The sequence below is a fragment of the Leptothrix mechoopdaensis (SeqCode) genome, from assembly GCF_053893855.1.
This window is the reverse complement of sequence record NZ_CM132699.1, coordinates 2,983,639-2,995,470: the sequence shown is the minus strand read 5'-3', so window position 1 is coordinate 2,995,470 and position 11,832 is coordinate 2,983,639. Positions and strand designations below refer to the sequence as shown.

Annotated in this window: 10 protein-coding genes; 5 read left to right on the top strand and 5 right to left on the bottom strand. The window is 72.2% G+C overall.

What is annotated here, in order from left to right; all coding sequences use genetic code 11:
* Nucleotides 1–29 precede the first annotated feature (29 nt).
* Genes uraD through ACWA7K_RS12980 form a run of 3 tightly spaced genes read right to left on the bottom strand, consistent with a single transcriptional unit; the run spans nucleotide 30 to nucleotide 3,530 of the window.
* Nucleotides 30–1,793: a 2-oxo-4-hydroxy-4-carboxy-5-ureidoimidazoline decarboxylase gene (gene uraD / locus ACWA7K_RS12990; protein WP_456161824.1), complete on the bottom strand. Its 1,764-nt coding sequence runs from the start codon at nucleotides 1,791–1,793 to the stop codon at nucleotides 30–32.
* A 13-nt stretch (nucleotides 1,794–1,806) separates the two neighbouring features.
* Entirely contained in the window at nucleotides 1,807–2,763 is a 957-nt protein-coding gene (gene puuE, locus ACWA7K_RS12985; RefSeq protein WP_456161823.1) for an allantoinase PuuE, read from the bottom strand.
* Nucleotides 2,760–3,530, bottom strand: coding sequence for a GntR family transcriptional regulator (locus ACWA7K_RS12980; RefSeq protein ID WP_456161822.1), 771 nt, complete (start codon nucleotides 3,528–3,530; stop codon nucleotides 2,760–2,762). The genes puuE and ACWA7K_RS12980 overlap by 4 nt, the downstream gene beginning before the upstream one ends.
* Nucleotides 3,531–3,658: 128 nt before the next feature.
* Here ACWA7K_RS12980 and uraH point away from each other — a divergent pair, with 128 nt between their 5' ends.
* Together uraH and ACWA7K_RS12970 are read left to right on the top strand one after the other, a co-directional pair.
* Nucleotides 3,659–4,015: a hydroxyisourate hydrolase gene (uraH, locus tag ACWA7K_RS12975; protein WP_456161821.1), complete on the top strand. Its 357-nt coding sequence runs from the start codon at nucleotides 3,659–3,661 to the stop codon at nucleotides 4,013–4,015.
* Nucleotides 4,016–4,088: 73 nt separating this feature from the next.
* A complete protein-coding gene (locus tag ACWA7K_RS12970) occupies nucleotides 4,089–5,774 on the top strand; it encodes a Na/Pi cotransporter family protein (RefSeq protein WP_456168810.1) in 1,686 nt (561 codons plus the stop codon).
* Here the strand turns inward: ACWA7K_RS12970 and ACWA7K_RS12965 are convergent.
* Nucleotides 5,764–7,914, bottom strand: a complete 2,151-nt coding sequence (locus tag ACWA7K_RS12965) for a putative bifunctional diguanylate cyclase/phosphodiesterase (protein WP_456161820.1) — start codon at nucleotides 7,912–7,914, stop codon at nucleotides 5,764–5,766. The genes ACWA7K_RS12970 and ACWA7K_RS12965 overlap by 11 nt on opposite strands.
* Nucleotides 7,915–8,135: 221 nt before the next feature.
* On the opposite strand from ACWA7K_RS12965, the gene ACWA7K_RS12960 reads away from it, so the two are divergent.
* Genes ACWA7K_RS12960 through ACWA7K_RS12950 form a run of 3 tightly spaced genes read left to right on the top strand, consistent with a single transcriptional unit; the run spans nucleotide 8,136 to nucleotide 11,138 of the window.
* Nucleotides 8,136–9,632, top strand: a complete 1,497-nt coding sequence (locus tag ACWA7K_RS12960; RefSeq protein ID WP_456161819.1) for an Ada metal-binding domain-containing protein — start codon at nucleotides 8,136–8,138, stop codon at nucleotides 9,630–9,632.
* A gap of 37 nt (nucleotides 9,633–9,669) precedes the next feature.
* Entirely contained in the window at nucleotides 9,670–10,227 is a 558-nt protein-coding gene (locus tag ACWA7K_RS12955; RefSeq protein WP_456161818.1) for a methylated-DNA--[protein]-cysteine S-methyltransferase, read from the top strand.
* A gap of 23 nt (nucleotides 10,228–10,250) precedes the next feature.
* Nucleotides 10,251–11,138 carry a DMT family transporter gene (locus ACWA7K_RS12950; RefSeq protein WP_456168808.1) on the top strand — a complete coding sequence of 296 codons (888 nt, stop codon included), beginning with the start codon at nucleotides 10,251–10,253 and terminating at the stop codon, nucleotides 11,136–11,138.
* Nucleotides 11,139–11,166: 28 nt separating this feature from the next.
* On the opposite strand, the gene ACWA7K_RS12945 is transcribed toward ACWA7K_RS12950, so the two are convergent.
* Nucleotides 11,167–11,757 (bottom strand): hypothetical protein, encoded by a 591-nt coding sequence (locus tag ACWA7K_RS12945; protein WP_456161817.1) that lies wholly within the window; start codon nucleotides 11,755–11,757, stop codon nucleotides 11,167–11,169.
* Between the last annotated feature and the right edge of the window lie 75 nt (nucleotides 11,758–11,832).

Below are 11,832 nucleotides of genomic sequence, written 5' to 3'. Positions count from 1 at the left end.
TCGTGACGAGACGGTTCGGACGAGACGGTTCAGGCGAGCTGATCGAGCAGGTGCTGCATCGCCCGCACGCTGAGTTCGATGTCGTCGTTGGTGCTCGATTCGAGCGGGTTGTGGCTGATGCCGGCGTTCAGGCCGCGCACGAACAGCATGGCTTGCGGCATGACCTCGTGCAGCTTCATCGCGTCATGGCCGGCACCGCTGGGCATGCGGTGCAGCGGCAGGCCGAGGGCGGCGACGGCGGCTTCCCAGCGGGCCTGCCACTCGGGTGCGCTGGGCGCGGCGCTGGCGCGCATGGTCTCTTCCAGCTTGTACTGCAGGCCGCGACGCTCGCAGATGCGGGCGAGTTCGGCCAGCACGTCGTCGGCCAGCGCGTCGCGGGCGGCGTTGGTGGTCGCGCGCAGGTCGAGGCTGAAGGCGCAGCGGCCGGGCACGACGTTGATCGAGCCGGACGGCACCTGCAGCATGCCGATCGTGCCGACCACGTCGGGCACGGCGGCGGCGCGACGTTCGACGTGGAGCGCCAGTTCGGCCACCGCCACGGCGGCGTCGCGGCGGCGGTCCATCGGCGTGGTGCCGGCGTGGCTGGCCATGCCGATGACCTCGCCGGTGTAGCGCACGCTGCCGTTGATCGACCGCACGATGCCCAGCGGCAGGTCCAGCTCGTTGAGCACCGGGCCCTGCTCGATGTGGACCTCGACGAAGCCGAGGTAGCGCGACACGTCGCGCGCCAGCTTCGGGATGTCGTCGATGCACAGGCCGGCGTGCTGCATGGCCGCGCGCATGCTGATGCCGTCGGCGTCGACCTGGTCCAGCCAGCGCGTGTCGAAGTGGCCGGTGACCGCGCTGGAGCCCAGGAAGGTGGCCTTGTAGCGCTGGCCTTCCTCTTCGGCGAAGCCGATCACCTCGAAGCCGAAGGGCAGACGCCGGCCGGCGCGGTGCAGCTCGCGCACGCAGGCCATCGGCACGAGGATGCCGAGCCGGCCGTCGTACTTGCCGCCGTTGCGCACGGTGTCGTAGTGGCTGCCGGTGAGCAGGCGCTTCGAGGCGGGATCGCTGCCGTGATCGGTGCCGTGGTAGACGCCCACCACGTTGCCGACCGCATCGATCGAGACCTCGTCGAAGCCGCAGTCCTCGCGCATCCAGTGCGACAGGCGCTGGGCGCAGGCGCGGTGCGCGTCGGTCAGGTAGGTGACGGTCAGGGCGCCGTCGACGTCGCTGTGCTGCGCGAGCTTCTCGGCCCAGTCCCACACCAGGTTGCCCAGCACGGGCTCGACGCCGAACTTGTCGTTCAGGCGGATCTCGGCGATGCGGTGGATGTTGCGCAGCGCCTCGGCGCGTTCGACGTCGACCGGGTGCTGCAGCCGGCGTTCGAAGGTCGCGATGATCTCGTGGCGGTTCAGGCCCAGGCCACGCGGGCCGCGCACCGCGAGGATGAAGGGGAAGCCGAACTTCGCGTTGTAGTCGGCATTGAGCTGCTGGATGTGCGCGAACTCGGCCGGCGTGCAGTCGGTCAGGCCGGCCTTGCCCTGTTCGTTGGTGGACTCGGCCGTCAGGCTCTTGCTGACCATCGCCTTGCCGGCGAGTTCCGGGTGGGCCCGGATCAGGCGCAGCTGCGCATCGACGCCGGCCTGCGCCAGCACCGTCACCATCGCGTGTTTCAGCGCCGCCAGCGAGGCGAAGGGCCGGTGCGCCCAGGCCGCCTCGGCGATCCACGGCGAGTGTTCGTAGGTGCCGTCCAGCGCCTGCGTGAAGTCGGCCTGCGACAGGCCGTTGAGGTGGTCGAGGGTCAGCATGTCGGCTCGGGCCTCATTCCCAGATGAACGCGGTCGACGCGTCGAACGGGTGGGTGGCGCGCCAGTGGTTGGCGATGTCGATGCGGCGGGTCACCCAGACGCGGTCGTGCGACTGCACATGGTCCAGGAAGCGCTGCAGCGCCTTCATGCGGCCGGGCCGGCCGAGCAGGCGGCAGTGCATGCCGATGGACATCATCGACGGCCGCTCGTCGCCTTCGGCCCAGTGCACGTCGAAGGCGTCCTTGAGGTACTCGAAGAACTCGTCGCCATGCGAATAGCCCTGCGGCAGCGCGAAGCGCATGTCGTTGCAGTCGAGCGTGTAGGGCACGACCAGGTGCGGCGCCAGGTCGCCGTCGGTCTTGCGCACCTGCAGCCAGAAGGGCAGGTCGTCGCCGTAGTAGTCGCTGTCGTAGGCGAAGCCGCCGTGGTCGGCCACCAGCCGGCGCGTGTTGGGGCTGTCGCGGCCGGTGTACCAGCCGAGCGGGCGCTCGCCGGTCAGGCGCTCGATGATGTCCATGCCGGTGCGCAGGTGCGCGCGCTCGGTCTCGGCGTCGATGTTCTGGTAGTGGATCCAGCGCCAGCCGTGGCAGGCGATCTCGTGGCCCAGCTCGACGAAGGCTTGGGTGACCTCGGGGCAGCGTTCCAGCGCCATCGAGACGCCGAAGATCGTCAGCGGCAGGCCGCGTTTCTCGAACTCGCGCAGGATGCGCCAGACGCCCACGCGCGAGCCGTATTCGTAGATGCCTTCCATCGACAGGTGGCGGGCCGGGAAGGCCGGCGGGCTGAACATCTCCGACAGGAACTGCTCGCTGCCGGCATCGCCGTGCAGCACGCTGTTCTCGCCGCCTTCCTCGTAGTTCAGGACGAACTGGACGGCCACGCGGGCGCGGCCCGGCCATTGCGCGTGCGGCGGGTTGCGGCCGTGGCCGCGCAGGTCGCGCGGGTAACGTGAAGTGCTCGTGTCGGTCATGGTCGGTCTGCCGTGGATCGGGGGTTGGACGAAGGCCGCAGGGCGCTGGCCAGGTCGGGCACGCGCGGGTTCAGGCGCAGGTTGCGTTCGACGTTGCCGAGGTGCTGCTGCATCAGCTTGACGGCGGCGCGGGCGTCGCGTTTCTCGAGCGCATCGACGATCTCGACGTGTTCGGCCTGCGAGTGCTCGGCCGAATGGGCGCTCTGGTACATCAGCGAGATCAGCGACGAGCGCGACAGCAGGTCGCCCAGCAGCTGCGCCAGCACCTCGTTGCCGAGCAGCCGGGCGAGCTTGACGTGGAAGTCGGCCAGCAGGCGCGTGCGGCCGGAGACATCGGTGCGCACGACCGCGCTGGCCTCGTCGCGCAGGTGCTGGCGCAGCTCGGCGATCTGCGCGTCGGTGATGACGGCGCACAGCTCGCGCACCATCGCGCCTTCGAGCATCCCGCGCACCGCGAAGACCTGCTGGGCTTCCTCGACGCTGGGCTGGGCGACATGGGCGCCACGGGCCGGCTCCAGCGTCACGAGGTGGTCGCGGCTGAGCTGGTTCAGGGCCTGGCGCACGAGGGTGCGCGAGACCTGGAAGATGTCGGCGATCTGCTGTTCGGCGAGCTTGGTGCCGGGCATCAGCCGGCGCTCGATGATGGCCGTGGTGATGGACTGCACGATCCGGTCCGTGACGCTGACCGGCGCGACGGCATCGTCGGCCAGCCCCTCGTCGACCAGGGCGGCGGCAGGGCTGCTGCGGGGCTTGCGGGCGGTGGACATCGTGGACGGCGGACGACCGGTGTTGGGGGCGGTGGCGGGGTGGGTTGCGGGGTCGGTGGTTGACGTGTGTGCTCAAGTGTATACACTTTTGTCCACCGCGCAAGCGATCCAACCCGACAGGACACCCGATGGGAAAACTCACCACCCACGTGCTCGACACCGCCCACGGCTGCCCGGCCGCCGGCATGGCCGTGACGCTCTACGCGATCCGCCCCGACGGCAGCGCGCAGCGCCTGCGGGCCATCACGCTGAACCACGACGGCCGCGCCGACGGCCCGTTGCTGGAAGGTGATGCGTTGCTGGCCGGCCGCTACCGGCTGGTCTTCGACGTGTCCGGCTACTTCGCCGCGCGCGGCACCGAACAGGCCGATCCGCCCTTCCTGGGCGAGGTGCCGCTGGACTTCGGCATCGCCGACACCGCCGCCCACTACCACGTGCCGCTGCTGGCCAGCCCGTGGAGCTACAGCACCTACCGCGGCAGCTGATCACGTTGGCGGTCCGGCCCGGGCGGCTGCGGGCTGGATCGGGCCGGCACGATCGGTGCATCATCGGTTGACCGTGATCCACCTGCTCAATCTCCTGGCCGCCATCGCCCTGCTGGTCTGGGCCACCCAGATCGTCCGCACCGGCGTGCTGCGGCTGTTCGGCGAGAACCTGCGCCGCATGCTGGCCGCCAGCATGGGCGCCTGGCCGGCGGCGATGCTGGCCGGCATCGGCGTCACCTGCCTGGTGCAGTCGAGCACCGCGACGGCGCTGATCGTCTCGTCCTTCGTCGGCCGCGGCCTGGTCGCGACGGCACCGGCGCTGGTCGTGATGCTGGGCGCGGACGTCGGCACCAGCCTGACCGCCGTGCTGTTCTCGTTCGACCTGTCCTGGCTGTCGCCGCTGCTGATCTTCTGCGGCGTGCTGATCCACCTGTCGCGCGAGAAGAGCAGCGCCGGGCGGGTCGGCCAGATCGCCATCGGCCTGGGCCTGATCACGCTGGCGCTGCAGCTGATCGTCGCGGCCGCCGGGCCGCTGGTGCAGTCGCCGCTGGTGCGCACGCTGCTGGTGACGCTGCCCAACGAGCTGCTGACCGAGCTGCTGGTGGGCGCCACGCTGGCGGTCGTCAGCTACTCCAGCCTGGCCGTCGTGCTGCTGGTCGCCACGCTGGCCGACCAGGGCCTCGTGCCGCTGCCGGTCGCCCTCGGGCTGGTGCTGGGCGCCAACCTGGGGCGCGCGCTGGTGTCGCTGCTGTCGGTCTGGCGGGCCGATGTCGCCACCCGCCGCCTGCCGGCCGGCACGCTGCTGTTCAAGGTGCTGGCGATCGCGCTGGTCGCGCCCTTCCTGGGGCTGGCGCATGTCTGGCTGCAGGAGCTGCTGGGCACCATCCACATGCAGGTCGTCATCTTCAACCTGGCCTTCAACGCCGCGCAGGCGCTGCTGTTCGTGGCCTTCACCGGCCTGCTGGCGCGGGCGCTGGAACGCTGGATGACGGCCGAGCCGACCCGCGACGAACGCGCGCCGCGCCATCTCGACAAGCTCGCGCTGGGCACGCCGTCGATCGCGCTGAGCTGCGCCGCGCGCGAAGCGCTGCGTCAGGCCGACGCGGTCGAGACGATGTTGCGCGGCGTGCTGCCGGTGATCCGCGACAACGACCTCGAACTGGCCGACCGGCTGCTCGAACAGGAGCAGGTGGTCGACGCGCTGTACTCGGCCATCAAGACCTACCTGACGCAGGTCTCGCGCACGGCGCTGTCCGAACGCGAGAGCCGGCGCTGGACCGAGATCGTCTCGTTCACGATCAACATGGAACAGATCGGCGACATCATCGAGCGCGTGCTGCAGGACGTGGAGGACAAGAAGATCCGCAAGCAGCGCAGCTTCTCCGAGGCCGGCATGGCCGAGATCACGCACCTGTGCGAACGCCTGCTGGCCAACCTGAGGCTGGGCATGACGGTGTTCCTCGACGGTCACCCGCGTGACGCGCAGCGGCTGCTGGAGGAGAAGGCCCGCTTCCGCGAGCTGGAACACGCCTACGCGTCCAGCCACCTGCTGCGGCTGCAGGACAACACCGCCGCCAGCATCGAGACCAGCTCGCTGCACCTGGACCTGATCAGCGACCTCAAGCGCATCAACTCGCACATCTGCTCGATCGCCTACCCGATCCTCGAACCGATCGGTGCGCTGGCGCCGTCGCGGCTGCGCGGCAGTGGCGTCGCGTCGTCGAACCTGGGCCGGCTCGAGGACGAGATCAGCCGCTGATCTCGACCACCGGCCGCGGGGCCGCCGGGCGGTGCTGGCGCAGCCAGTCGACGAAGTCGTTCGACGGCAGCGGCCGGCTGTAGAGGTAGCCCTGGGCCTGGTCGCAGCCGAAGGCGCGCAGGCGCTGGCTGACGGCCTCCGTCTCGATGCCCTCGGCGACCACGCTCAGGCCCATGTGGTGGGCCATGTCGATGGTCGAGCGCACGATGGTCACGTCGGCCTCGTCGCGGTCCAGGCCGCTGATGAAGGAGCGGTCGATCTTCAGCTCCTGCACCGGCAGCTTCTTCAGGTAGGCCAGCGACGAGTAGCCGGTGCCGAAGTCGTCGATCGCCAGCCGCACGCCCATCGCGTTGAGCGCCTGCAGGCAGTCCATCGCCAGCAGCGGGTCGTCCATGATGGCGCTCTCGGTCACCTCCAGGCACAGGTGGCGGGCCGCCACGCCGGCATGGCGCAGCGCGCGTTCGACCTGGGCCGGGAAGTCCGGCTGCATCAGGTCGCGGGTCGAGACGTTGACGTTCAGCGACAGACCGGACCAGCCCTCGCGGTGCCACTGCGCCAGCTGCTGCAGGGCGCTGTGCAGGACCCAGCGGGTGATCGCCTTGATCGCGCCGGTCTGCTCGGCAAACGGGATGAAGCGGTCCGGCGGCACGACGCCGCGTTGCGGATGGCGCCAGCGCACCAGCACCTCGGCGGCATCGCAGCGGCCGTCGCTCAGGCGCAGCTTGGGCTGGAACAGCAGGAAGAACTCGTCGGCCTCGGCCGCGCGGCGCAGGTCGCTCAGCAGCGTCAGGCCGTGTTCGACGTGGCGTTCCATGCCGGCCTCGAACAGCCGCACGCCGTGGTTGGCGGACTTGGCCTCGTTCATCGCCAGGTCGGCGCGCGCCATCAGCTGGGCCGGGCTCAGGTCGTCGCGGTCGGCGCAGGCGATGCCGATGCTGGCGCTGACGTCCACGCGCTGGCCCTGCACCGGCACGGGCGTCTCCAGCGCGGCCAGCAGCCGCCGGCCGAGCGCCAGCGCGGCCTGCGGGTCGCGCGTGGGCAGCAGCACGCCGAACTCGTCGCCGCCGAGCCGGGCGGTCGCGTCGGTGGTGCGCGAGAGCGTGTCGCGCAGCCGCGCCGCCACCTCCTTGAGCACCTCGTCGCCAAGCCGGTGGCCCAGCACCTCGTTGACCTGCTTGAAGCGGTCCAGGTTCAGCACCAGCACCGACAGCGCGTTGCCCTGCTGGCGCGACTGCTGCAGCGCGGTCTCCAGCCGGTTGCCGAACAGCGTGCGGTTGGCCAGCCCGGTCAGCTCGTCGCGGAAGGCCAGCTCGGCGATGCGGGCCTCGCGGCGGGCCAGGCTGTGGCGCATCTCGTCCATCGCGCGGGTCAGGCGTCCGACCTCGTCGGCGGCGGCCGGCGGCAGCGGCGTGTCGAGCCGGCCGGCCGAGATCGCATCGGCCAGCGCGACGACCTCGTGCAGCGGCCGGGCAATCGAGCGCGTGATCAGCCACGCCGAGGCCAGCGCCAGCAGCACCGCCGCCGCGCCGATCGCCAGCAGCCGCAGCCGCACCGCATCGTGCAACGCGTGCAGCTGGGCGATGTCGTCACCGGCATGGCGGGCGCGCTGCTCGATCAGCGTCTCCAGCGTCGTCTGCAGCTCGTGCAGCGCCGGCATCGTGCGTTCGACCATCACCGGGCGGGCCAGCGTGGTGTCGACCGACAGGCTGGCCAGCGCCTCGTCGAAGGTCTCGATGTAGCGGCTGCGCGCCTGGGTGACGCGGGCCAGCGCGGCGTCCTGCCGGCGCGTGCCGAGGCTGCTGTCGACCAGCGCGTCGTAGGCGATCTGCTGCTCGCGCGCGCTGGCGTCGATCTGGGCGCGGACACGCTCGCGCGCCTCCGGCCGGTCGACCACGAACAGCGCGAACAGCTGCTCGGCGGCGACCTGGGCGCTGTTCTGCGTGCGCTGCGCCAGCATGACCTGGTGCAGCGTGTCCTGCGTGATCGTGTCGACCGCCCGCTGCGTCGCGGTGGTCTGCTGCAGCGCCTGCGCCAGCACGAGGCCCAGCACCAGCAGCACGAGCGCGAAGGCGGCACCCAGGCGGGCGGCGATCGGGATGCGCCGGATCAGGCGGACGGGGAGGCATTCGACGGGCGACACGTGGCAGGCGGGCAGGGCCGATGAGGAAGGACAAGGCCCTTATCGACCGCCTCCGGCCGCACTGAACCTTGACGCAGGTCGTGCTGGCGCCGGGCTCTCGTGTTTCTGCCGGCTCTGCCAGATTGGTCACGCGGCGGGCGGTCCGGGGCAGACCAAGGGGATCGGTATCCAGGTCCGGAAACGGCGAGCCCGCGCCAGGCCGCTGCGTATGATCGATTCGCATGGACGCCCCGCTCGACACCGCCGCCTGCTACGCCGCCTTCCTGGCGCGCGATGCCCGCTTCGACGGCCAGTTCTTCGTCGCGGTGCGGTCGACCCGGATCTACTGCCGGCCGGTCTGCCGGGTCCGCACGCCGCGTGCCGACAACTGCCGCTACTACCCGCATGCGGCGGCGGCCGAGGCGGCCGGCTACCGGCCCTGCCTGCGCTGCCGGCCCGAACTCGCGCCCGGGCTGGCGGCGCTGGACATGCCCTCGCAGCTGGCCTGGGCGGCGGCCCGGCGCATCGAGGCCGGCGAACTGGACGACGGCGGCCTGCCGCAGCTCGCGGCGCGGCTGGGCATCACCGACCGGCACCTGCGGCGGGTCTTCCAGGCCACCTGGGGCGTCAGCCCGATCGACTACGCCCAGACCCAGCGCCTGCTGCACGCCAAGCGGCTGCTGGCCGACACCGACCTGCCGATGCTCGAGGTCGCGCTGGCGGCCGGCTTCGGCAGCCTGCGGCGCTTCAACGACCTGTTCCAGCGCCGCTACCGGCTGGCCCCGCAGGAGCTGCGCAAGGCGCGCGACGCGGCGCCGGCGGCATCCCCTGACGACGGGTCGACCGGCAGCGGCCCGTGGAACTTCGAGCTGGCCTGGCGCCCGCCGTGCGACTGGGAGGGCTGGCTGGACGACCAGGCGCTGCGGGCCGTGCCGGGCGTCGAGGTGCTGGATGGGCAGGGCTCGCGCCGAACCTATGCCCGCACCGTCCGGCTCGTCGCCCGCGGTCGCGAACACCTCGGCTGGATCGCGCTGACACGCGCCGCGCCGGAGCGCGAGGCGCTGCGCCTGACGCTGTCGCCCAGCCTGGCCGGCGCCTTGCCGCAAGCACTGGCGGCGGCCCGGCGGCTGGCCGATCTGGCCTGTGACCCGCAGGCCGTCGCCGCCGTGCTCGGCCCGCTGGCCGACGGCGCGCCCGGCCTGCGCCTGCCCGGTGCGGCCGACCCGTTCGAGATGGCGGTGCGCGCCGTGCTGGGCCAGCAGGTCAGCGTCGCGGCCGCCCGCACGGTGGCGGCGCGGCTGGCGCGGGCGCTGGGCGACCCGGTCGAGTCGCCGTGGCCGGGGCTGGACCGGGTCTTCCCGTCGGCGCAGCGGCTGGCCGGCTGCGAGGTCGGCGACATCGCCTCGCAGGGCGTCGTCGCGCAGCGCGCCCGGGCGGTGATCGCGCTGGCGCAGGCGGTCGCCGACGGCCGCATCAGCCTGGCGCCGAGCGCCGACATCGCGGCGACACTCGCCTCCCTGCAGGCCCTGCCCGGCATCGGCGCCTGGACCGCCCAGACCATCGCGCTGCAGGCGCTGGGCTGGCCCGATGCCTGGCCCAGCGGCGACCGCGTGCTGCTGCAGGCGCTGGGCCAGACCGACGTGCGCGCGGCCGACGCGCAGGCCGAGGCCTGGCGCCCCTGGCGCGGCTACGCCACCTTGCACCTGTGGCGCAGGGCCCTGGCGGCCCGCGCTGCCTGAGTCTGGTCACGACACCCCTGGATTGACGGGAACCCCGATGAACACGAACGAATTCAAGCCGGCCGATGCCGCCGGCTCGCTGCGCTGGACGCGCCACGAGATCGCGCTCGGCGCGCTGGTGCTGGCCGCTGGCGATGCCGGGCTGGCGGGCATCTGGTTCGACGGCCAGCGCCATTTCGACGGCCCCGAGCCGGCCTGGCGGCGCGACGACGCCGACCCGCTGCTGCGCGAGACCGCCCGCCAGCTCGACGACTGGTGCGCTGGCCGGCGACGTGATTTCGCCTTGCCGCTGGCCCCCGCCGGCACCGCCTTCCAGCGGGCCGTCTGGCGCGGCCTGTGCGAGATCGGCCACGGCCAGCGCCTGAGCTATGGCGAACTGGCGGCGCGGCTGGGCAAGCCGCTGGCGTCGCGTGCGGTGGGTGCGGCGACCGGGCGCAACCCGATCTCGCTGGTGATCCCGTGCCATCGGCTGGTCGGCCAGAACGGCGCGCTGACGGGTTATGCCGGCGGGCTGCACCGCAAGGTCGCGCTGCTGGCGTTCGAGGGCGGTCAGCCGGACCTGGCCGGGGTGAGCCTGACCGAGGTGGCCGCTTGAGCGCCCCGGCCGTGGCCGCCCGCATGGGCCCGCGCGACATCGCCGAGATGACGCTGCTCGGCGCGCTGTGGGGCGCGTCCTACCTCTTCATGCGCCATGCCGCGCCGGCCTTCGGCGCGGTGCCGCTGATCTGGCTGCGGGTCACGCTGGCCGCGCTGGTGCTGGTGCCGCTGCTGTGCTGGCACGGCGAATGGGCCGAACTGCGGCGCGAGATCCGGCCGGTGGCGGTGGTGGGTGTCCTCAACTCGGGCCTGCCCTTCGTGCTGATCGCCTGGGCGACGCTGTCGGTGACGGCGGGCTTCGCGGCGATCGTCAATGCGTCGACGCCGATCTTCACAGCGCTGGTCGGTGCCGTCTGGCTCGGTGACCGGCTCGACCGCAGTCGCAGCCTGGGGCTGGCGATCGGATTCGGCGGCGTGTTGATGCTGTCGGCCGACAAGGCCGACTTCCGGCCTGGCGGCAGTGGCTGGGCGGTGGTCGCGCTGCTGACGGCGGCGCTGTGTTACGGCTTCGCGGCCAACACCGCCAAGCGCCACCTGGCCGGTGTCGGCTCGCGGGTCGGGGCGGGTGGCACGCAGGCGGTGTCGGCGCTGCTGCTGGCGCCGCTGGCCTGGTGGCTGTGGCCGGTCGAGATGCCGCCGGCCAGCGCCTGGGGCGCGGCGGTGCTGCTGGCGCTGCTTTGCACGGCGGCGGCCAACCTGCTGTTCTTCCGGCTGCTGGCGCGGCTGGGCGCGTCACGCGCGGTGACCGTCACCTTCCTGATCCCGGTGTTCGGCAGCCTCTGGGGCGCCCTGTTCCTGGGCGAGGCGGTGACCGGCGCGATGTGGCGCGGCGGCGCGGTGATCCTGCTGGGCACCGCGCTGGCCACCGGTGTGCTGCGGCCGGCCTGGCTGGCGCGGCGGCCGGGCTGATCGCCTCGGGCGGCCCGGACGACTCAGGTCAGAGCGGGCGCAGGCGCACGTTGTCCATCGCCAGCTGGTCCCAGTCGCCCCCGCGGCCCTGCTTGTCGAAGGCGATCGCGACATAGTCGACCGGACCGGTGTAGCTCGGGCGCAGCAGCGCCTTGGTGCCGGTGAAGCGCAGCTTGCCGTTCTTGTCGGTGCGGCCGTCATAGACGACCTTGCCCTTGTAGGACAGCACGAAGTAGAAGTTGCCGTTGGCATCCAGGCCACGGCGGCTCCAGAAGTCGGCGCCGTCGAAGTAGAAGCCGCTGCCATCGGCCTTGCGCAGGAACGAGGCGCCGCCGCCCAGTGCCAGGAAGACCTGGTTCGGCGCGCTCGGTGCGGTCATCGAGAACCACTGCGTGTTCGCCCAGCCGAGCGTCGCGTAGGTCGCCGGCATCGGCTGGTTGGCCGACGCCGGGCCGAGGTCGTCGAAGGTGACGATCGTCTGCGCGGCCGCCTGACCCGACAGGCCCAGCAGCGTCGCCCCCAGCCCGACGGCCAGCAGGGCGGCGCGGCCGCGGCCTTGCCAGGTGTTGCGGGCCGCGACGGGCGTGGCGGTCGGGTTCGGGGTGCGGATCGGGTTCATCGACAAGGCTCCAGCTCGAGTTCGTTCTTCAGGAAGGGCTCGCGGCGTGGGTCCAGGCCCAGGCCACGTGGCCGC

Excerpts from the sequence above, each read along its gene's own strand:
- uraD (WP_456161824.1), bottom strand. The coding sequence starts at position 1,793 with ATGCTGACCCTCGACCACCTCAACGGCCTGTCGCAGGCCGACTTCACG.
- puuE (WP_456161823.1), bottom strand. The coding sequence starts at position 2,763 with ATGACCGACACGAGCACTTCACGTTACCCGCGCGACCTGCGCGGCCAC.
- ACWA7K_RS12980 (WP_456161822.1), bottom strand. The coding sequence starts at position 3,530 with ATGTCCACCGCCCGCAAGCCCCGCAGCAGCCCTGCCGCCGCCCTGGTC.
- uraH (WP_456161821.1), top strand. The coding sequence starts at position 3,659 with ATGGGAAAACTCACCACCCACGTGCTCGACACCGCCCACGGCTGCCCG.
- ACWA7K_RS12960 (WP_456161819.1), top strand. The coding sequence starts at position 8,136 with ATGGACGCCCCGCTCGACACCGCCGCCTGCTACGCCGCCTTCCTGGCG.
- ACWA7K_RS12955 (WP_456161818.1), top strand. The coding sequence starts at position 9,670 with ATGAACACGAACGAATTCAAGCCGGCCGATGCCGCCGGCTCGCTGCGC.
- ACWA7K_RS12950 (WP_456168808.1), top strand. The coding sequence starts at position 10,251 with ATGGGCCCGCGCGACATCGCCGAGATGACGCTGCTCGGCGCGCTGTGG.
- ACWA7K_RS12945 (WP_456161817.1), bottom strand. The coding sequence starts at position 11,757 with ATGAACCCGATCCGCACCCCGAACCCGACCGCCACGCCCGTCGCGGCC.